20 protein-coding genes are annotated in these 22,267 nt (G+C 27.2%); 18 read left to right on the forward strand and 2 right to left on the reverse strand.

Going from position 1 to position 22,267, the window contains the following annotated elements:
- Position 1: 1 nt before the first annotated feature.
- The 6 genes from AVANS_RS04660 to AVANS_RS04685 all read left to right on the forward strand — a co-directional run bounded on the left by AVANS_RS04660 (position 2) and on the right by AVANS_RS04685 (position 9,753).
- Positions 2-2,098, forward strand: a complete 2,097-nt coding sequence (locus AVANS_RS04660) for a type I secretion system permease/ATPase (RefSeq protein WP_239818497.1) — start codon at positions 2-4, stop codon at positions 2,096-2,098.
- Between the two features lie 201 nt (positions 2,099-2,299).
- The gene (locus tag AVANS_RS04665) at positions 2,300-3,154 is read left to right on the forward strand and encodes a hypothetical protein (RefSeq protein ID WP_239818498.1); all 855 of its coding nucleotides are present in this window, start codon (positions 2,300-2,302) and stop codon (positions 3,152-3,154) included.
- On the forward strand, positions 3,147-7,238 hold the full coding sequence (locus AVANS_RS04670) for a calcium-binding protein (RefSeq protein ID WP_239818499.1): 4,092 nt from the start codon (positions 3,147-3,149) through the stop codon (positions 7,236-7,238). The genes AVANS_RS04665 and AVANS_RS04670 overlap by 8 nt, the downstream gene beginning before the upstream one ends.
- Before the next feature lie 506 nt (positions 7,239-7,744).
- Positions 7,745-8,215, forward strand: coding sequence for a hypothetical protein (locus AVANS_RS04675; protein ID WP_239818500.1), 471 nt, complete (start codon positions 7,745-7,747; stop codon positions 8,213-8,215).
- A gap of 17 nt (positions 8,216-8,232) precedes the next feature.
- The gene (locus tag AVANS_RS04680; RefSeq protein ID WP_239818501.1) at positions 8,233-9,003 is read left to right on the forward strand and encodes a hypothetical protein; all 771 of its coding nucleotides are present in this window, start codon (positions 8,233-8,235) and stop codon (positions 9,001-9,003) included.
- Positions 9,004-9,753 carry a hypothetical protein gene (locus tag AVANS_RS04685; protein WP_239818502.1) on the forward strand — a complete coding sequence of 250 codons (750 nt, stop codon included), beginning with the start codon at positions 9,004-9,006 and terminating at the stop codon, positions 9,751-9,753. It abuts the gene before it with no gap.
- Between the two features lie 7 nt (positions 9,754-9,760).
- Here the strand turns inward: AVANS_RS04685 and hemW are convergent, their stop codons facing one another.
- On the reverse strand, positions 9,761-10,792 hold the full coding sequence (hemW, locus tag AVANS_RS04690; RefSeq protein ID WP_239818503.1) for a radical SAM family heme chaperone HemW: 1,032 nt from the start codon (positions 10,790-10,792) through the stop codon (positions 9,761-9,763).
- 1 nt (position 10,793) lies between these two features.
- Positions 10,794-11,375, reverse strand: a complete 582-nt coding sequence (locus AVANS_RS04695) for a hypothetical protein (protein ID WP_239818504.1) — start codon at positions 11,373-11,375, stop codon at positions 10,794-10,796.
- A gap of 123 nt (positions 11,376-11,498) precedes the next feature.
- Between AVANS_RS04695 and AVANS_RS04700 the strand changes: the two genes are divergently transcribed.
- The 12 genes from AVANS_RS04700 to AVANS_RS04755 all read left to right on the forward strand — a co-directional run bounded on the left by AVANS_RS04700 (position 11,499) and on the right by AVANS_RS04755 (position 22,264).
- On the forward strand, positions 11,499-11,966 hold the full coding sequence (locus tag AVANS_RS04700) for an RNA pyrophosphohydrolase (protein ID WP_239818505.1): 468 nt from the start codon (positions 11,499-11,501) through the stop codon (positions 11,964-11,966).
- A complete protein-coding gene (locus AVANS_RS04705) occupies positions 11,960-13,162 on the forward strand; it encodes an aspartate kinase (protein ID WP_239818506.1) in 1,203 nt (400 codons plus the stop codon). The genes AVANS_RS04700 and AVANS_RS04705 overlap by 7 nt, the downstream gene beginning before the upstream one ends.
- Positions 13,162-13,689 carry a HobA family DNA replication regulator gene (locus AVANS_RS04710; protein ID WP_239818507.1) on the forward strand — a complete coding sequence of 176 codons (528 nt, stop codon included), beginning with the start codon at positions 13,162-13,164 and terminating at the stop codon, positions 13,687-13,689. The genes AVANS_RS04705 and AVANS_RS04710 overlap by 1 nt, the downstream gene beginning before the upstream one ends.
- Positions 13,686-14,264 carry a DNA polymerase III subunit delta' gene (locus AVANS_RS04715; RefSeq protein ID WP_239818508.1) on the forward strand — a complete coding sequence of 193 codons (579 nt, stop codon included), beginning with the start codon at positions 13,686-13,688 and terminating at the stop codon, positions 14,262-14,264. Before AVANS_RS04710 ends, AVANS_RS04715 begins: the two co-directional genes overlap by 4 nt.
- Positions 14,251-15,360: a dihydropteroate synthase gene (folP, locus tag AVANS_RS04720; RefSeq protein ID WP_239818509.1), complete on the forward strand. Its 1,110-nt coding sequence runs from the start codon at positions 14,251-14,253 to the stop codon at positions 15,358-15,360. The genes AVANS_RS04715 and folP overlap by 14 nt, the downstream gene beginning before the upstream one ends.
- Entirely contained in the window at positions 15,357-17,285 is a 1,929-nt protein-coding gene (ligA, locus tag AVANS_RS04725; protein ID WP_239818510.1) for an NAD-dependent DNA ligase LigA, read from the forward strand. The genes folP and ligA overlap by 4 nt, the downstream gene beginning before the upstream one ends.
- On the forward strand, positions 17,282-17,977 hold the full coding sequence (locus tag AVANS_RS04730; RefSeq protein ID WP_239818511.1) for a TlyA family RNA methyltransferase: 696 nt from the start codon (positions 17,282-17,284) through the stop codon (positions 17,975-17,977). The genes ligA and AVANS_RS04730 overlap by 4 nt, the downstream gene beginning before the upstream one ends.
- Positions 17,949-18,818 carry a bifunctional riboflavin kinase/FAD synthetase gene (locus AVANS_RS04735; RefSeq protein WP_239818512.1) on the forward strand — a complete coding sequence of 290 codons (870 nt, stop codon included), beginning with the start codon at positions 17,949-17,951 and terminating at the stop codon, positions 18,816-18,818. The genes AVANS_RS04730 and AVANS_RS04735 overlap by 29 nt, the downstream gene beginning before the upstream one ends.
- Positions 18,808-19,518, forward strand: coding sequence for a carboxy-S-adenosyl-L-methionine synthase CmoA (gene cmoA / locus AVANS_RS04740; RefSeq protein WP_239818513.1), 711 nt, complete (start codon positions 18,808-18,810; stop codon positions 19,516-19,518). Before AVANS_RS04735 ends, cmoA begins: the two co-directional genes overlap by 11 nt.
- Before the next feature lie 278 nt (positions 19,519-19,796).
- Positions 19,797-20,747: a methionine ABC transporter ATP-binding protein gene (locus AVANS_RS04745; protein WP_239818514.1), complete on the forward strand. Its 951-nt coding sequence runs from the start codon at positions 19,797-19,799 to the stop codon at positions 20,745-20,747.
- Positions 20,744-21,484 carry a methionine ABC transporter permease gene (locus tag AVANS_RS04750; RefSeq protein ID WP_239818515.1) on the forward strand — a complete coding sequence of 247 codons (741 nt, stop codon included), beginning with the start codon at positions 20,744-20,746 and terminating at the stop codon, positions 21,482-21,484. Before AVANS_RS04745 ends, AVANS_RS04750 begins: the two co-directional genes overlap by 4 nt.
- Positions 21,485-21,493: 9 nt before the next feature.
- On the forward strand, positions 21,494-22,264 hold the full coding sequence (locus AVANS_RS04755; protein WP_239818516.1) for a MetQ/NlpA family ABC transporter substrate-binding protein: 771 nt from the start codon (positions 21,494-21,496) through the stop codon (positions 22,262-22,264).
- Positions 22,265-22,267 lie beyond the last annotated feature (3 nt).

Consider the following 22,267-nt stretch of genomic DNA (forward strand, 5'->3'; position numbering starts at 1 on the left):
TATGCATACAGCCTTAGGTTGCTTATCACTTTGTGCGCAATTTGCAAATATATCAATAGATATTAATGCGATTTGTAACAAATACGCTTTAAAAGATAGCGAGCCAAGTATTTACGAACTAGCAAAAATCGCTAAAGATAATGATTTTAAGGTAAAAATTAAAAAGCTTAATTTAAAAAACCTTCATTTATATAAAGCACCTTTTATATTTTTGAAAAAAGATTTAACATATTTTGTAGTTTTAAAACTTGATTTTAATAATCAGCAAGCTCTTATTTTTGATGGTGGAAAAGAAGCAAGGCAAATTAGCTATGAAGAATTATATAGCTTATCAAGTGATAAAATCTTAATCCTAGCACACAAATTATTAAACGATAGTGTAAAGTTTGGCTTCTCTTGGTTTTATAAAAGAATGCTAAGCTATAAAGGTATTGTATTACAAATTTTATTAGCAAGTTTTGTTATGCAATTATTTGGCTTAGTTACACCTTTATTTACCCAAGTAGTCCTTGATAAAGTCTTGTTACACCATAGTATAAGCACACTTAATGTAATCGCTTTTGCGTTTTTTAGCGTTATTGTTTTTGAAAGTTTATTAAGCCTTAGTAGAAATTATATCTTTACTCATACTACCACAAAAATTGACGCAAAATTAGGCAGTGAGTTATTTACACATTTATTATTGTTACCTATGGTGTATTTTGAGAATAGAAAAGTAGGCAACATAGCAGCTAGAATAAGAGAGCTTGATAATATAAGAGATTTTATAGCCAACAAATCAGTAAGCGTGATTTTAGATTTATTATTTAGTATAGTTTTTATTTTGATGATGCTTTTATATAGCGTGAAGCTAACATTTGTTTCATTAGCTTTTGTGATTTGCATTGCTTTGATTTATTTTTTCATAACGCCTATTTTAAGAGCAAGGCTTGAAGATAAATTCCAAATGGGAGCAGCATCTAATTCATATCTAGTAGAAAGCATAACAGGAATGCAAACCATAAAATCCCTAGCCATTGAAGGTAGTATGAAAAAATACTGGGAAGATTATTTAGCAAAATATTTAAAATCATCTTTTAATTTAAGCAATCTAAGCAATATCGCAAGCACTTTTGCTAATTCTTTACAAAAGCTTATGACATTAGCGATTTTATATTTTGGAGTAGGATTAGTAATTGATGGGAGTTTAAGCGTAGGACAATTAATAGCCTTTCAGATGTTTGCTAATCAATTTAGCGCTCCTATTATGCGACTTGTAAGCTTGTGGAATGAATTACAACAAGCTATTTTAAGCGTAGATAGATTAGGAGATATTTTAAATACACCGCAAGAGCAAACTACAAATAAACCTATATCGCTAAATCAAGTATCAGGTAATATAAAATTTGATAATGTAAGCTTTAAATATAGCCCAAATTCTAACTATGTCTTAAACAATCTAAGCTTTAACCTACAAGCAAATAAAAGCATAGGAATAGTAGGACGCAGTGGCAGTGGTAAAAGCACCATAACAAAACTTATAGAAAGACTTTATATCCCAAACGAAGGCTCTATTTATATAGATGGAATAGATTTAAGACATTTAAATCCTTATGTTTTAAGGAGTAATTTAGGCGTAGTTTTACAAGAAAATTATTTATTTAGCGGTAGCATCAAAGAAAACATAAGCCTATCAAAGCCAAGTGCATCAATGCAAGAAATAATAAATGTATGCAAAATAGCAGGAGCACATGATTTCATAAGCGAACTTAGTGCAGGTTATGATACTTTAGTAGGAGAAAGAGGCTCTGCATTAAGTGGCGGTCAAAGACAAAGAATAGCAATAGCAAGAGCTTTGCTACATAATCCAAGGGTTTTGATATTTGATGAGGCTACTTCAGCACTTGATTATGAAAGTGAGAAAATCATCACATCAAATCTATCACTAATTAAACAAAACAAAACCTTTATAATAATAGCACATAGATTAAGCACGGTTAAAGATTGTGATGAGATATTAGTCCTTGATAAGGGTAATTTGGTTGAGTGTGGAAATCATACAAAACTAATGGAGCTTAATGGATACTACGCACACTTATATAAACAGCAAAATCTATAAACACTAAAACTATAAATAATTTAATAAATATTATTTATAGTTTTAAAAGAATTTGAATTAGGAATTTGAAATTAAATTAAAAATATTTTTTAATATTATTTATTACGAAAAGTAACATAATTTTAATAATTATTTTTAAATTTTATGAATTTTTTATTGTTTATTTGCTATATTAATATTTATTTAAACTAAAGGATAAATTTGAATATAGATAATTTAAAAGATTATAAAATAAAAAACGATTATTTATATAGTTTAGAGCTTATTAGATTGTTTTATGATTATTTTATGATTTTTTTTATAATTAGCATTATTATTTTTCTTTTAGATAAAGCAGGTGTATTATTTACTATTCAAGACCCAACAACTAGCGAGATAATAAAACAAAATAAGCTATTGTTTGTTTTGCCGTTTTTTATTTATGCACTTCTTGAATGTTTTATTAATAGACCGATAAAAAGACTTAGATTTGTTAAAAATAATGATTTTTATATTAGTGTAGATAACGAAAATATATATTTTGAAACCTACGAAATAGATGATATCGGTGTATTAGGTATAGGTAAAAGCTTTAAAAAAGTAACAGCAATTATAAATAAAAGCGATATAGTTTTTAGGTTAAAAACCAAGCGTCCAGCATTGAGTTATTCTTTCATATTTGAGTATGAAATGTTTAAAACACAAAATGAAGAAGATAAAAGCTGGACTTATAGAATGGATGAACCTATTCTTAAAATACTTTATTCTCCTTTTCATTTTATATTTTTTATAATAAATGTTTTAGTTAGTTATATTATTTTGATTAGTCAAAACGGCATAAAACTTAAAACCTATACAATATATCAAACTAAAACTAAGCTAGTTTCATTGCCTTTTGTTGATGATTTATCGGTTTATTTTTTATATACAGAATATAGAAGAAATTCAGCTGCTATTAGCAAAGGTGGTTATGAATTAGATAACAAAAAAGACATACAACCACTAGGTGAAAAATACATAACAAAACAACAAAATAAAATTGAAAAGATTTTAAGTAAAAGGAGAGTAAATGTTTGATTTTAACAAAAGAGATTTAGGTGATTATATTAACTGGTGGTTTTCTGTATCTCAAGGAGTAACGCAGATTTGTAGAACTAAACTAGGTTTAAAACCTAGTATAATATATGATATTAAATCAGGATTGTTTTCAGCATATGTAGGTAATCTAAAAGATAAAACGAAATTTGAAATTGCAGGAAACATATTTGGCAATATAATCGATAATACTATTTTTAAAGCTCTAAAAATATCGAATTACATAAAAGTTTTTGACAATGGAATAGGTGCTGCAACTTATGAATTAGCTACAGATTATAGTGCAGCTAATTATTTTGAAAAGGCATTACCTGAAGCTGTTGAATTTTACGAAAGAATGCTGAATGATAGAGAGTTTGCAAAAGAAATGTTTGAAAATGCCAAGTCAGTTTTAGATTTTGATTTGATAAAGGATTATTATTCTAATGTAACTTTTGATAAATGGTTTAGTGATGTTATAGATTTATTTACACCAAAAGCGTATGAGAAAAAAGGTGAGCCTATATTAGAAGCAGAAGTTAAAGATAATAATATCATCGTTAAAGCAGATAATATTAATGATGGGATTGATTTTATAAACAATTATAAATTTAATAATTATGATATTGCATTAAGTGATTATAATAATTCAGTTCAAGTTGAAAAAAGCAATAATTTTATCACAATAAGCACTGATAATAATTCTAATTTATCTGATGAAGATTTATTTGATTTAGCACTATTTAGTGGGGCAAATAAGGCTAGTATCAATAATGTTAAATATGATATAAAACAATTAGATAATGATACTTTAAAAGATATTATAGATTATATACCTAGCAAATCATTTGTGCTAACTAATATTAAGATATTAGTAGGAGAAGAGATTTTATTAGGAGATAATAAGAAATATGTAGTAAAACAAGGCGATACAATCATAGATATTGCAAAAGCAAATAAGATGAGTGTTAAATCTTTAATCAAACTAAATCCAAATTTAATAGAACAAGGAAGAGTGAAATTTTTAGAAGATAAAGTATTGGTTGAAGCAAACGGAGATTTGGCAAAAATATTTGATTATAAAGATTTCGTTTCAAATACTTTTGGTAATGCGCTAAAAGAAGACTTTAATGGTGATTTTAAAAATAGCTTATATAAAAATAAGACTTTAAACATTTTCTATAATCCAACAGCTAAAGTTATAAAATACGACCCACTAGTCCTAGACCTAAACAACAACGGAAGAATAGATACAATCACTCTTAATAATTCTAAGGCATTTTTTGACCACAACAACGACAACATAGCTTATAAATCATCTTGGATTAGCAAAGATGATGGATTATTAGTGTTAGACAAAAACAATAATAATCTAATAGATAATGGCAATGAATTATTTGGAAACTTTACTGAAATTAGTTCAAATTCTTATGCTCTAAACGGCTTTGAAGCATTAAAACTTTTAGATAGCAATGAAGATGGAGTAATTGATATAAACGATAAAGAGTTTAACAATCTTAAAGTATGGCAAGACTTAAACGAAGATGGCATAACGCAAATAAATGAGCTAAAGTCTTTAAAAGATTTAAACATAACTAGTATAAATCTAAACTATAAAGATACAAATCAAAAGCTTGATAATGATAATACTATCACTCAAACAGCTACCTTTATCAAGGATGGTAAAGAAAGCTTATTAGCTGATATTAATTTTAGCGTTAGTAGTATAGAAAGAGTATTTAAAGACAAGATAATATATTCAGAAGAAGAATTAAATCTAGCAAATCTTAAAGGCTATGGAGTATTAAGAGATTTAAGGGATGCTGCTTGTTTAGATGAAGAATTAAAAGCATTGCTTAAAGATTATTCATTAGCAAATAGCAAAGAAGAGCAATTAAACAAGCTTGATAGTCTAATTTATTCTTGGGCTAATACTAATAAAGCTTTAAACAAAGACTTTAACCTATCTAAAACTAAAGAATTTGATAGCGATAATCCTAACAATACTGATAGTATAAGGGATTTATGGCTTACGCCATCACAAGCTAGAGAATATGCTAATTTTACTATTAGTGAAAGTTTAAAAAATGAGTTTAATGAGCTTAAGCAAAAAATATCAATTATTAATTCATTTTTAGGCGTTAATAATCAAGATTTTTATGTAGCTAGTTTAAATGAATTTAACGAGCTTAGAAATAGCTTTAATAATACTTATGATAGTTTAAGAACTTATGTTTATAAGGGATTGTTATTTCAAACAAGATTAAAAGAATACTATAATGAAATAAACATTACTAGCTACGAAAACAATGGCTCTTATGAGCTTAAATTAGATTTTTCTAAAAGTATAGAGAAATTCAAGGCTATTAATGAAACAAATCCTAAAAAAGCCTTCGTTGATTTAGCTGAGTTTATAACAAGCTTTAAAGATATAAATTCTTTAAATGATTGTGTAATATTACTAGGTAGTTTTATAAAAACAATGGATAGCAATACTTTAAGCGATTATTTAAAACTTTTAGATGAAGACACTATCAATGCACTATCAACTCAAACAGGAACAAATGCTAATGATACATTAGTAGGGACAAATTTATTAAATGGCAAGGATGTTTTATATGGACTTGATGGCGATGACACCTTAATCGGTGGAATTGGCGATGATACTTTAGTGGGTGGTAATGGTAATGATACTTATGTTTTTGATAAAGATTTCGGGCACGATACTATCATAAACTATAAATCAAATCTAAATGATATAGATTGTATTCAATTTAACGATGCAAGTATAAATGCTGATAATTTAAAATATGTAAGAAATTATAATGATTTAATGCTAATTAAAGATGATAGTAATAGCATTAGAGTTAAAGACTTTTTTGCATATGAAGATTTAAGAAATACTATTGATGAAATCAAATTTGCTAATAATACAAGTATAAATAAGGATGAGATAATTAATAGAGTTTATACACCTACAAATGGTGATGATAACTTTACAATGTTTTTTACAAATAAAGATTATGTAATAACTATGCTAGATGGCAACGATACCATAATCACACATAATGGAGATGATATTATTGACGGTGGAGATGGAGATGACATCATAAGAAGTGGAGCAGGAAATGATATTATAAATGGTGGCAATGGTAATGATGATATTTATGCAGGAGATGGTGATGATATCATAATAGGCGGAGCAGGAGATGATATCTTGCAAGGCGGTATGGGGAATGATAAGTATATTTATAAAGGAGTTTGGGGGCATGATAGGATAATTAATCTTAGGAATGATAATGCTTATGATGAAATAATCCTAGATGTTAGCTCATCATTTGTAAAAATCACTAGAGATAATGATGATTTAATAATAAATAAGCTAAAAAGTGCTGGTTGGTTTAGAAAAGTAGTTGATGATAGTTCATCTATAAAAGTTGTAGATTTTTTCAAAAAAGATTATGATATATCTGCTTTAGTAATGCAGGATAAGACTTTAAGCGCTGATGAATTAAGACAAATGGTATTAACTCCTACTTGGGGTAATGATACTTTAATCGGAAGCGAATATAGCGATAAAATATATGGCTTATTTGGTAATGATACTCTAATTGGCGGTAAAGGAGATGATTATTTAGATGGCGGTGCTGGAAATGATACATATATTTTTAATAGAGGCGATGGTAATGATTATATAAAAGATGCTTTAGGATATGATACTATTAAATTTAACGATATTAGCTTTAGTGAAGTTGTGTTAAAAAAAGATGTAGATAACCTAATCATTAAGTATAACAATAATAAAGATAGCGTTACAATATTAGGCAATTTTGGAATAGGGTTTAATAAGATTGAAAAATTTGTTTTTAGTGATAAAACTTTATGCTACGATGATTTTATAAATACAGCTAAAAAAGAGTTACCAAGCTATGAGGATTTAGTAGATAAAGTAACTAAGCCTGATTTATCATCTTATTTAGAAAATTCAGAAAAATTAATCCAAGACACAAATGCTTACGCACCTAATTCATCTGGATTTATTTTATATACAGATGATAAAAACAATACTATTCAAGTATATTTATAATCTAAATCCAAATTCTTTAAGAATTTGGATTAGGAATTTAAACTTAAAAATTAAAGATATTTTTAATATAAAACTTTCAAAAAAAAACAACACATATTAATAACTGCTTGTAAATTTATGAATTCTAATTATGACTTTATAATATATAAAAAATTTATTAGCAAGTTAGGGCATTTAAATGTTTTTTATAAAAAATGTGAAGTTTGTAAAAATAAAATTCCCTTACCTAAAACACATGTTTTTGATGAAGATTTAGGATATATAATGAAATGCGATTATTGTGAAGCTATTTATAAACATTAAACAAGAGATATTTTAGGAATTTTGATTTTTGCTTGCAATGTTTTTGCTCTTATTTTTAGTATTATTTTAATGTATGTGTTTTATTGTGTTATAGCTAACGAACTTATATGTTTTTTTATCTTATTATTTTTGTATGGTTATTTTATGCATGTATTTCATATATTAATTATTGATAAATATGTTCTTATTAAAAAGGAGAAATAATGGCTTTTAAAAATGCAATTATTGATGATAGGTTAGAGAAAAAATATTCTTTTGTAGATATTTGTATTAGATATTCTAATGATTGGTATCTCAGACAACATCATAAATTTCCTTTTGAAAAACGCATTGTAATAGATGAAGAATTAGACTGCTGGTTTATAAGATGTATGAATTTTGATGACCCTGAGCTAGACCATGCAAAGCTTAGTAAGTCTTTGTGGATTTTATATTATAAAGGCGAGCATATAAGGATAATTTTAGATTATGATATCAAACAAGAGATTGATAATGTAGTTTATAATAGAGTTTATAAAATCCTTTCTATAAGAGATAATAAAACATTAAATGAAAAAGAAATAATAGATTTATTAAGAGAAATATTAACTGTTTATAAATGGAATGGAAGCTTAAATAATGATAAAGAATTTAAAGCATATATAATAGATGAAGTGTTAGGAGAATACTTATAACAAAAGGAGATTTTATAATGGAAAAAATTGTGATAAAAATTGTAATTTTAATTGCAATATCGCCTATTTATTATTTTTTGTTTATGATGGTTATTTTTGGATATTCTGCTCATGATATGTCTAATTTATCAATTCTACAAGCACCTTATGGAAGTTTAATTGGTTCAATATTTATTATACCTTTATGTTTTTTAACTCATATAATATATTTCACTGTATCAAAAGAATTATGCAAAGCGTTTTTAACTCTTGTGTTTTGCTTATCTTATATCCCTGTTTTGACCTTGTCAATAGGTGCAATAATAGCTTTGATTTTGCCATTTGTGTATTATTATTTGCTAGTAATGTTATGTAAGAAATTGCTTAAAAACAAATCAAGCTTTATAGGCAATACGCAACTTAAATTAGATTTTAAAAATATAGAAATTAATAACGAAATTTATGAAAAGTATAAAATAAATGAAGTGCTTTCTAATTTTAATACACAAGATACTATATTTAATACAAAAACAATGCTAATTGATAAAGAGCTTGAATGTTTTTTCATAGATTGTGATCTAAATTCAAATAGAATAATTTGGATTTTAAACTATAAAACAGATATTATAAAAATAATTCTTGTTCATAAAAAACGCCTATCAAATGATAATGCTATATTTGCAATCATAGATATTACCGGTAATAATTTGCTTAGCGAAAAAGAAGTGGTTCGCTTGTTAAAAGAAATCTTAGACATTTATAATCAAGATAAACAAGTAAAATACACATTATTAGATAAGAAATATTAAATGATTAAAGAGAATTTAAAATTTATAATCATACTTGCATTAACTCCTATAAATGCTGTTTTTGTATATCTTGCAATTAAATCTTGTTTTATTGAAAATTATTTGTTTTTAATGTTTGTTTATATGTTTGTTCATTATTTTGTTTTATCAATGAAGTATTTTTATGATAAATCAAAACTTTTTGCTATTGTTTTGTTTAGTTTAATTTCACTTATTTTTATGGTAGAAAATTGGCTATATTTTATGATTTTTATTGTTATTTATATCCTTGTAATTTATATATTAAGAGAAGTTGATACAAGCAATGCAATTTATGTGATTAATCCAAAAAGATTTGATTTAGCCCATATAACTTTTGGATTTTTAATGCTGCTTTCATTTATTAGTATTGTAAGCTTTTTAAAAGATGAATTAATTATTTATAAAATAATCGGAGTAGTAATTATATTATGCACTTTAATTATATTTTGTGGTGTTAAAAGAGTGATTTGCTATGAAGATTGCTTGGTATTTGTAAAAGGCTTAGGAGTTAGCAGAATAAAATATGATGATATTAAGGAATATTATTTTCTTAAAACAAATTTTAAAAATACTATAAGAATTTTTTTAAAGCGAAAAAGATTTAAGATTTTTTATATATCTTATGAGCTTTCGTTTAATAAATTTAATAAAAGCGATTTAGAAAAATTAGAAGAATTAATCAATAAAAATGAAAATAAAAATAAAGGAAATATATTGAAATTAGTTTAAATAAAATTTATTCTAAAAACAATGCTATTTCATCACTTAATAAGTAGTTTTTATTAAATAATCTTCCATTTTTAATATAAACTAATTCTTTTAAATCATCAAGTTTTGATAAATCCTTAATAAGTTCTAAGCTAACCCCTACTTTTGATCTAAGACCTAAAAAAATGCTTTCTAATCTAATATCATCTAAGCTTAATATTTCTTTACTTCTTTTTAGTGGATTATTTATGTATTCAGCAAGACTAGAGCTTGCATAATAGCGAATATTTTTGCTCGTTCCTACACTTGAAAGCCCAATGCCGATATAATCATCTTTATTCCAGTAAGCTTTATTGTGAGAGCATTCGTAATCACTTGAACTTGCAAAATTGCTTATTTCATAGGCTTTTAAGCCTATTTTGTTGATTTGTTCGTAAAAATAGCAGTTTAGCTCATCGTTTTTTTGTAAAAATTCTATTTTATTAGCAAATGGAGTATTTTCTTCAAGTATTAAAGTATAAGCGCTTAGATGATTTAATTCTAAGCTTTTTAATACATCAAGCTCATTATTTAACATAGTTAAATCGTCCATAAAAGTTCCATATATTAAATCAATACTATAATTTATTTTTTCTTTTTTAAGTAGGGCGATTTGATTTAGTGCTTCAAGTGATGAATGGCTTCTATTTAAGAATTTTAGCTTTTCATCATTAAAGCTTTGAACCCCAAGGCTAATGCGATTTAGTCCATAATTTCTCATAGTATTAAGCCATTCAAGACTTAAAGAATTTGGATTTGCTTCAGCACTTATTTCACAATTTGCATTTAAAAATGGCTTTAGTAATTTAAATAAATTTTCATAATACTTTGCAGGTATAAAACTAGGCGTTCCACCCCCAAAATATATGCTTTTTATGTCTTTAGAAAAAGGCAAAAACCTTGATAAATCTAATTCTAAAGCCTTAAAATACTCATTTATTTTTTGCTTATTTGTAAAACTAGCAAAAGAACAATAAGAGCATTTGCTAGCACAAAAAGGAATGTGGATATATATTCTCATCTTAAGCTTTTAAATTAAATATATTTTCGCCTAATTTTGCGATTTGTTCATCTATCATTTTAAAGGCATTTTCTAAGGTTTTATTAGCTAAGCTCATATAATCATCTTTAAAGCCAAACTTTTTAAACGCTTCATTAAAGCCATCTAGCAAACCATTTTTTGCTGTTTTTAATTTATCAACATCGTTATTTGCTAGTTCAAGAATACTATTTGCTATTTTTTGACCTGAGTTTTTAGCTCCAAATAAACCATTTTCGCTTATTAAGTCTTTTGCTAATTCCTGATTCAAATTCTTTAAAGTTAAATCCTTAAAATCATTTAAAAAGTTTTTGATATTTCCCCTATTGTTCGCTATTTCATGAAGATTACCTTGAATGCTAATTTCTGTAATACTGATTTCAAAACTTAAAGCAAAAAAGCTGTCATTTTCTCCTTTTGCTGTTAGTTTTTCTAATTCTTTGTCGTTTAGTTCTACTCCGTAATTTTTTAAATTTTCTTTTATATTTTTTTGTGCTTCATCTTTACTTTTAAAGCTTCCTGCTGCTTGATAAGATAGGGTAATATTTTTTGCACTAATTTGCATTCAAACTCCTTAAATAAATTATGATTTTATATCGGATAAATTTAATTAATTCTTTAGGCAAAATGTTGCTTTCAATTAAATTTTTCTTGATAGTATCGTATGAAATTAATTTTAGGTTATTAGATGAAGAAAAATTACAGAAAAAATGTAGCAGCTATTGTTTTGTCTCAAGAATACCCACTAAATTGTAAGATTTTAGTGGCTTTAAGACTAGATATTGATGTTTGGCAGTTTCCACAAGGCGGAATTGATGAAGGAGAAAGCCCAAAAGAAGCACTTCTAAGAGAATTAGAAGAAGAATTAGGGACTAAAGAATTTGAAGTAATTGCAGAATATCCTGAATGGTTAAGCTATGAATTTCCTAATGAGGCTGTTAAGAAAAAATATAATTTTGACGGACAAACTCAAAGGTATTTTTTAGTTAAAATAAGGGATAATAACTTGATTAATTTAAATACCAATGAGCCTGAGTTTAAAGAGCATCTTTTTGTTGATTATAAGGACTTAAATCCTTATATTAATCATTTTAAAAGACCACTTTATACTAAAGTTTTAAAGTATTTTCAAAAAGAAGGATTTATAGGATGTTAGTTGTTCAAAAATATGGAGGCACAAGCGTTGGCAACCTTGAACGCATAGAAAATGTTGCAAATAGGGTGATTAAGTCAAAAAAGACTTATAAAGATATAGTTGTGGTAGTTTCTGCTATGAGTGGAAGAACCAATCAATTAATTGAAAACGCTAATTTTTATTCAGAATTTCCGAATAAAAAAGAATTAGATATGTTGCTTTCTTGTGGGGAGCGTGAGACTGCAGCACTTTTAGCAATTTCTTTGATTTCTAAGGGTTATAATGCAATATCGCTAAGTGGTAAAGAAGCAGGACTTTTAACTACTGATGATTATACAAATGCAAAAATTATAGATATTGATTCAACTAGAATTAAAAAAGAATTAAGTGAAGGCAAAATCGTAGTGGTTGCAGGTTTTCAAGGATATGCAGCTAATGGCAATACAACTACTTTAGGTCGTGGTGGAAGTGATTTAAGTGCGGTTGCTTTTGCAGGTGCATTAAATGCTGATTTATGTGAGATTTACACTGATGTTGATGGAGTATATACAACTGATCCTAGAATTGAGCCTAAAGCTAAAAAACTTGACAAAGTTTCTTATGAAGAAATGTTAGAGCTTGCAAGTTTAGGAGCGAAAGTTCTTCAAAATAGAAGTGTTGAATTAGCAAAAAAATTAAATGTTAAATTAGTTACAAGAAGTAGCTTTAATGATAATAGTGGAACAATAATAACAAGCGAGGAAAAAATGGAACAAGCATTAGTAAGTGGAATAGCATTAGATAAAAATCAAGCAAGAATTGTATTAAGAAGAATAGAAGATAAACCAGGAATTGCAGCAAGTATCTTTACAACTTTAGCGAAAAAAGACATAAATGTTGATATGATTATTCAAAATGTAGGTCATGATGGAACTACAAATCTAGGTTTTACCGTTCCACAAAATGAACTAAAAAATGCTAGTGAAGCTATGAGAGAGCTTTTAGGTAGTGATGTTGTGATTGAAAGCGATAGTGATATTGTAAAGGTTTCTGTTGTTGGTGTTGGTATGAAAACTCATTCAGGCGTAGCAAGTGCAGCTTTTGAAGCATTAGCAAATGAAGGGATAAACATACAAATGATTTCAACAAGTGAGATTAAAATCTCTATGATAGTAAGCTCAAAATATGCTGAACTTGCTGTAAGAACTCTACATAAAGTTTATAAGCTGGATAATTAATGCAAGATTTTTTAGGCTTTGTAAAAGACTTTATTCAAAAAAAAGGCATTCAATATAGCTGGCTAGATAGTGAAAGGTTTAAAATAAGCCCTTTGCTATCTTCAAGGCTTAGCTCCTTATTAGATGGAAAAGCTTTTATTGTAGTTACTGATGATGAGAGAGCTTGGTTTGAAGATTATTTTTTAAGCTTAGTGAATGCTAAAAGTGCTAGACCATTATTACCATTTTTTAGTTTAAAAGGCTTTAAGCTTGATAATTACGAGAAAAATGAAGATTTATTAGATGATGTTTTAAGCCTTTCTTATCCTAATGGATATATTTATATTTATTTTGGTAAGGATAATTCTAAAATGGCAAAACTTGCTAAAAACAAAAAAGATAGTTTATTATTCATCTTAGATGAAGAATACGATAATTCTTTTTGTTTAAAGTCTAGTGATGAGCATTTGGATATTAAACTAATTACGATAGCTCAATTAATTAATGCTTGTTTAGATGCAATAGTTTTTGCAAAGGTTAAGATTTGAGAAGCGAGATAATAATTACTCAAAATCCTGATGAATATATTAATGAGCTAAAACAATCGGTAAAAATTTGTAAAATTTATAAAGATGATGATTTTTTACTAGATGATGCAAAAAGCATTATGCAAAATGCTTATTTGATAGAAGAATACGATAAGTATTTTGTATTATCTTATAAAGATTACAGCATTCAAGCTCAAAATTATATGTTAAAACTACTAGAAGAACCACCTGCTAAGGTTTATTTTAAAATCTTAGTAAGTTCAAAAAATATCTTATTACCCACTATAAAATCAAGATTAATTTCAAGAAAACTTGATAGCTATAAAAATGATTTTGAAATTAAAATTGATTTAAAAAATATGAATTATTTAGATATTGCAAATTACAATATAGATAAGGCAAATCTTAGTGATTTTATAAGTGCTTTAATAAAACAATGTTATAAAAATAATATCAAATTAAGCAAAGATTTGTTAGAAGAATTTTATAAATGTTATGAATTATCAAAGGTTAATTCAAATCCAAAAATTATTACTTCAAGGTTATTATTAGGAATAATGCGTGAAAGAAGCTAGTTTTTATATACTAGATGAAAACTCAGCTAAAGAAATTAATTCAAGTGAGTTTGCACTAGATAGGTTTTTAAAAAGAGCAAATAAACACATAATTTATATTAAAAATATAAGCACAACTGCTGCAAATATTTTAAAGCAAGACGCAATAAGCGTTGGCGCTGTGGTATTAAATCATAAAAACACTATTTTGGGCGGAGATTATAAATACGATAGTATTTTATTAGTTGATGAAATTAATGCAAAGGATTTATCAAATAAGCTTAAATTACAGCAATTTTCTTGTAAAAGACTTGCTAAATTTTTAGATGAATTAAAAATTAGCAAAAAATATCCAAAAATTATGGGTATTATGAATATAAATGATGATAGTTTTTATGAAAGCTCAAGAATTAACGAAAAAATATTTTTGCAAAAAGTTTATGAATTTATTGAAAATAACGCAAGTATAATTGATATTGGAGCAATGAGTTCAAGACCTAATTCAAATTACTTAGGAGCCAAATTAGAGTTAAACAGATTAAAGCCTATTTTTAAGCTTATAAAAGAACATAAATTAAATGAAAAAATTGAGTTTAGCTTGGATAGCTTTGATGAGCAATGCCATAAAAATGCACTTGATTTAGGCTTTAAATATGTAAATGATATAAGTGCAAATACTAAATTATCAAAACTAGCATTAAGCTATGATGCAACATATATTCTAATGCATTCAAAGAATAATTATATTGATAATTATATAAATAAATCAGGTTTAAAAATTTGTAATTCCGATTCTAAATTCTTTATTTTAAATAGCGTTTATGAGTTCTTTTTAGAAAAATTAAGCGAGATTGAGAGTAAGGTTATGATTGATGTTGGAATTGGCTTTGGTAAAAGCGAATATGAAAACTTAGTTTTAATAAAATATTTAAATCATTTCAAGACTTTAAATAAACCTATTTTATTAGCAGCTTCAAATAAAAAACTTTTTGGCACATATAAAGAGCCTTTAAGTCTTTTAGCACATGCAAACTCAAATGCTGATTATATTAGAGTGCATAATGTTGCTGAGCAAAACGCAGTTATAAATTATCTTAAAAAAATGGATGAAATATGAAAGAATATTTAGAAAATATAAAATTAGCAAATACTTGGGCAAAAGCTTATTATTTAGGAGAAAACCCATTAGCAAGTGATGCAGAATATGATGAACTAATAAAAAAAATAAAAGAATACGAAAAGCAAAATCCAGATAAAATTGACGCTAATTCACCTACTCAAAGAGTATTTCCGATTAGCCAAATGCAAGTAAATGATGGCTTTAACAAATTAGCACATTTAAGCAAAATGTATTCTATGGAAGATGTATTTAATGAAGATGAATTAAAAGCTTGGATTAAAAGAGCAAAAGCTGAAAATGAAGAGTTTTTTATAGAGCCAAAGTTTGATGGCGCAAGTTTAAATCTAATCTATGAAGATGGTAAATTAATTCATGCTATTACTCGTGGAGATGGGCAAATTGGCGATGATATAACTCAAAATGCTTTAGTAATTAACTCAATTCCAAAAATAATTTCTTATAAAGAACTTATTGAAATAAGGGGAGAAATCGTTATATTAAAAGATGATTTTGACAAATTAAACGAGATTAAACTAGCAAATAATGAAAGCTTGTTTTCTAATCCTAGAAATGCTGCAAGTGGTTCGCTAAGATTAAAAGAGCCAAGTGAAGTTGCTAAGAGAAATCTTCAATTTTATCCACATGGAATTGGTAAAAACTCATTAACATACAAAACTCATAGCGAAGCAATGGAATTTGTAAGAAATTTAGGCTTTTTAAAAGATGATTTTTGTAAGGTTGTAAAAGCAAGTTCATTACAAAGCGAATATGAAAAATTACAAAGCGATAGAGCAAATAAAAAAATGATGTTAGATGGCTTTGTTTTAAGGATAAATGATTTAAGCAAATGCACTGAATACACTGCTAAATTTCCAAAATATATGGCAGCTTATAAGTTTGAACCATTAGAGCAAATCACAAAATTAATTGATGTTACTTATCAAGTAGGAAGAACCGGAGTAATTACTCCTGTTGGCACACTTGAGCCTGTAAATATTGATGGAGCGATAGTAAAATCAGTAACCTTGCATAATTATGATGAGATTACTAGATTAAATCTTTTAATTAATGATAGCGTTAGCATTATTAGAAGTGGCGATGTTATTCCAAAATTAACTCGTGTTTATAAAGAAAGAAGAAACGGAAGCGAAATTGAAATAAAAAAACCTATAAATTGCCCGTCTTGTAATGAAAAATTATTAGATGACGGAGCTTTAATTAAATGTATTAATCTTAATTGTAAGGCAAAAATGCTAAATCAATTAATATATTTTGCAAGTAAAAAATGCTTAAATATTGAAGGATTAGGCGATAAAATCATTGAACTTTTATTTAATTTAGGCAAAATCAGCACATTTGAATGTATTTATGAGCTAAAATATGAAGACTTTGAAGGTCTTGAAGGTTTTGCTAACAAAAAGATTTCAAATATTTTAACTTCAATTGAAAACTCAAAAGATTGTGAATTAAGTAGCTTTATAAATGCTTTAGGGATTGATAATATAGGAGAAGTTGCAGCTAGTAAAATAGCTAGTGAATTTGCTTATGAATGGTATTTAAAAGATGAGGCAGAGTTTTTAAAGCTTGATGGATTTGGTGAAGAAATGGCTAAATCACTTGCTAGATTTTGTAGTGTTAATAAGGATTTGATTGTAAGATTTTATGAAATTTTAAGGCTTAAAAATACTAATATTAAATCAAGTGATAAATTTGCAAATACAACATTCGTAATCACAGGAACACTAAGTAATGCAAGAGAATATTACGAAAAAATAATAAAAGAAAACGGCGGAAAAGTAAGCTCAAGTGTTAGTAAAAAAACAAGCTATCTTTTATGTGGAAGCGATGCAGGAAGTAAGCTAAATAAAGCACTTGAATTAGGTGTAAAAGTAATTAATGAAGATGAGTTTAATAGTTTATGAGAGCTGATTTATTTGTTGCAAACGAGCTTAATATTAGCAGAAACAAAGCCAGCGAGCTTTTATTAGAAGGTAAAGTTTTAATAGATGATGAGATAAAAAAACCAAGTGCTAATATTAGCGAGAATGCAAAATGCACTTTGCTTAGTGATGTTTATGTAAGTAGGGCTGCATATAAATTAAAGGGATTTTTGCAAGAATTTGAATTAGGAATTTGCGGCGAAGATTGCTTAGATGTAGGCTCAAGTACAGGGGGATTTACTCAAGTTTTATTGGAAAATAATGCTAGAAGCGTTACTTGCGTTGATGTTGGTAGTAATCAATTGCATGAGAGTTTAAGGCAAGATTCAAGAGTAAAAGTCTATGAAAATACCGATATAAGAGATTTTAATCATGAAAGTTTTAGAATAGTTGTTTGTGATGTTAGTTTTATATCAATTAATCTAATAATTAATGATTTAATAAGACTTAGTAGTGAGTATTTAATACTTTTATTTAAGCCACAATTTGAAGTAGGCAAGGCTGTAAAACGAAGCAAAACTGGCGTAGTAAAAGATGAAAAAGCTATTAATAAGGCTTGTTTAGAGTTTGAAACTAATTTAGCAAGACTTGGCTTAAGATTGCTTAAAAAAGCTAAATCAAACTTAAGTGGAAAAGATGGAAATTATGAATATTTTTACGCTTACACAAAATAAGATTTTAAAAGCTACAAAAGAAGATTTAAGTTCGGTTGCAAGTCTTGCGATAGGTTGTTTTGATGCACTTCATTTAGGTCATTTTGAGCTTATAAAAAGACTCGATGAAAATGGAGCTTTGCTTATAATTTATAAAAAAACTAAAGAAATAGTTCCTATTTTTTACAAGCAAGAATTATTAAATTGCAAGGTATTTTTTGTAAATCTTGATGAGATAAAAGAAGAAAGTGCGTATAATTTTACACAAAATATTATGTATAATTTTACACAACTTAAGTATTTTGTAGCAGGATATGATTTTCATTTTGGCAAAAATAGAGCAGCTCATGCAAAAGAACTAAAGAGCTTTTCAGGGCTTGATTGCATTGTTGTAGATGAGTATAAAATCAATGGTGTTAGCGTTCATTCAAGCTTAATTAGAGAATGCCTATTAAATGCTAATTTAAAAGATGTGAAAACTTATCTAGGAAGAAACTACTATATAAAAGGCAAACAAATCAAAGGTCAAGGCTTAGGGGCTAAATTTTTCGTGCCAACTATTAATGTAGATTATGAGAATTATTTTTTACCAAAAGCTGGGGTTTATTATGCAAAAGTATTTTTAGATGAAAATGAATACTTAGGAGCTGTATTTTTAGGCAAACGCTCAACCGATGAAAAAGAGGCTTTAGAAGTTCATATTTTAAATAATTCAAATTCCTATTTCAAATTCCAGCAAATTAAAATAGAATTTTTAGAGTTTTTTAGAGAAAATAAAAAGTTTGATGATTTTAATAGCTTAAAGGCTCAAATTGATTTGGATATTAAGGCATTAAGCTTAAAGGCAAAAAATGAGAGATGAAGTTTTTAATGATAATTTAGTTAAACAATTTGAATTTGATGAAAAAGTTGTAAGGGTTTTTGATGATATGGTTACTCGCAGTGTGCCGTATTATTTGCAAAATCAAGAATTAATTTTTAGTATTTTGAGTGCAATTTTGCCAAAGAATGCAAAGGTTTTAGATTTAGGATGTTCTACTGCAAATACTCTTTTAGCACTTTCTAAAAGAGATGATTTAGAATTATTTGGGCTTGATAATTCAGATGAGATGTTAAAAAGAGCAAAAATTAAAGCTGATGATTTAGGTGTAAAAATTAATTTTTATAATCAAAATATAGAAGATGTTTTAAGTCTAGATGAGAGTTTTGATGCGATAATTTGCTCTTATACTCTTCATTTTATAAGACCTCTTTTAAGACAAGAATTGCTAAATAAAATCTATAAAAAGCTTAATAAAAACGGAGTTTTTATACTATGCGAAAAGCTTTTATATGATAATAAAGTCTTACAAAAAAACATAATAGATATTTACGAAAATTATAAAGAAAATCAAGGATATTCAAGATATGAAATAGCTCAAAAAAGAGCAGCTTTAGAAAATGTTTTGATACCTTTTACTTACGATGAGAATGTAAATATTTTAAAAAATGCTAATTTTAGGCAAATTGATTGCTTTTTTAGGTGGGCGAATTTTTGCTCTTTTATTGCTTTTAAAGAATAATGTTACTAAATGTAACAAATTTAATGCAAATATTTAAATTTTTCCTTGACATAAAAAATATTTTTTGCTTTAATCAAAAAATATTTTAAAAAAAGGATTATAAATGATGATGCAGATGCGATAGCGTCTGGCTTAAAAAACTTTCTTTTTTAGCTAGACGCAAATAATTTCATACCAAAAGCAAGCAAGCTAAAAAAGAAAGATAAAACATTTTTGCTTCTTTAACTTAAAAATCAAAAATTTTTATTTTTCTTTAAAATTAAATTTTAAGGAAAGTTATGATTGAGATAAAAAATCTTAAGAAATATTATGGTAATACTTGTGTTATAAATGATGTTAGCCTTACAATTAATCAAGGCGAAATCTACGCAATTGTAGGACAAAGTGGAGCAGGCAAAAGCACACTTTTAAGATGTATAAATGCACTTGAAAGTTATCAAGCAGGCTCGCTAAAAGTTTATGGAAACGAAATAAAAGACCTTAAAGAAAAAGAGCTAAGAAAATTAAGAAGTGAAGTTGGAATGATTTTCCAGCATTTTGCTTTAATGGGAAGAAAAACAGCTTATGAAAATATAGCAATGCCTTTAATCTTACATAAAAAGGACAATATTGATAAAAGGGTTAAAGAATTGCTTGATTTAGTAGGCTTAAGTGATAAGGCTAATTCATATCCAAGCAATCTTAGTGGTGGTCAAAAGCAACGCATTGCAATAGCAAGAGCACTTGCGCTTAATCCTAAGATTTTATTAAGTGATGAAGCAACAAGTGCGCTTGATCCTGCTACAACTAATCAAATCTTAGATTTATTAAAACAAATTAATAAAGATTTAGGAATTAGCGTTGTTTTAGTAACTCACGAAATGGATGCAGTAAAAAGAGTGGCAGATAAAGCGTGTTTATTAAGTGGTGGAGAGATTATTGGAAATGGAGAAATTAGCGAAATATTTTTAAAGCCTAGTAGAAAAATGAGAGAGTTTTTAGATGAGGCTGATTGTGTGCCTGAAAGTGGCCTTAATATTAGGTTAATTTTTCCTAAAGAAGTGGCTCAAGATGGAGTAATTTCTAAAATGGCTAGAGAACTTGATATTGATTTTTCAATAGTTTGGGGAAAGATAGAGAAATTAAACGATATTGCATTAGGCTCTTTGATTATTAATATTAATCCAAATGATAAGCAAAGAGTATGTGAATATATTAATAAAAGTGGTGTTTTATGGGAGGAAGTATGAATTATTTTGATAATTTTTTAAAACATTTTGACAAGATTTTATATCCTGCTTTAAAAGAGACTTTATATATGAGTATAAGTGCAACCATTGTTGGTTTTGTTTTAGGGCTTATTTTAGGGATTTTTCTTTTTGTTAGTAAAAAGGGTGGTTTATATGAAAATCTTACATTTTATAGAGTGCTTGATTTTTTAGTAAATATTTTCCGTTCTTTTCCGTTTTTAGTGCTAATAATTGCTCTAATTCCTTTTACAAAGCTTTTAATTGGAAAAAGCATAGGAACAACAGCTGCAATTGTGCCACTTACAATAGGAATCGCTCCATTTATTGCAAAATTAGTTCAAAACGCTTTAAATGAAGTTGATTACGGAATAATTGAAGCTGCTAAGAGTTATGGAGCTAGTAGGGTGCAAATTATTTTTAAAGTTGTTTTATATGAAGCATTACCAGCTTTAATAAATGCTGCAACGCTTACCTTAATAGTTGTGATTGGTTATAGTGCAATGGCAGGTATTGTTGGCGGTGGCGGACTTGGAGATGTCGCTAATCGCTATGGTTATCAAAGATTTAAAACAGATATCATGATAGAAACGGTTATAGTGTTGATTGTCCTAGTTCAAATAGTTCAGATTTGGGGCGATTTAGTAGAAAAGGCTTTAAGAAAAGGTAAGGATAAATATCTTTATATTTCAATATTAGCTTTAATTTTATTGTTTGTTTATTCAGGTAATTTTATTTAAGGAGAAAAAATGAAAAAGTTGTTTAGTTTAGCTGCTTGTGTGGCTTTAGGTGCAAATTTATTTGCTGATGTTATTAGTGTTGGTGCAACACCTGTGCCACATGCAGAGATTTTAGAAGAAGTTGCAAAGATTGTAAAAGAAAAAGGTCATGAGTTAAAAATAGTTGAGTTTAACGACTATGTATTGCCTAATCTTGCTGTAGATGATGATGAATTAGATGCGAACTTTTTTCAGCATAAACCATATTTAGATGAGTTTAATAAACAAAAAGGAACAAAATTAAGCGCAGTTGCACCTGTTCATCTTGAGCCTATGGGAGCATATTCTAAAAAGATAAAAGATATTAAAGATTTAAGCAATAAGGCATTAATTTATATTCCAAATGATCCTACGAATGAAAGTAGAGCACTTGATATATTAGAGCAAGCTGGTTTAATTGAACTTGATAAAAATGTTGAGTTAAAAACTCCACTTGATGTTGTAAAAAATCCTAAAAATCTTGAGATAAAAGAGCTTGAAGCTGCACAATTGCCAAGAGTTTTAGATGAATGCGATTTAGCTGTAATCAATTCAAATTATGCATTAGCAGCAAAGCTAAATCCTACAAAAGATGCAGTAATTATTGAGAGCAAAGATAGTCCTTATACTAATAATCTAGTTGTAAAAACTAGCAATATTGATAGTGAAAAGACTAAGGTTTTGGTTGAGTCTATAAACGATGCAAGAATTAAGACTTTTATAGAAGAAAGATATAAGGGCGAAATAATCCCTAGTTTTTAAGGA

The sequence above is a fragment of the Campylobacter sp. RM5004 genome (genome assembly GCF_022369455.1).
Lineage (GTDB): Bacteria > Campylobacterota > Campylobacteria > Campylobacterales > Campylobacteraceae > Campylobacter_E.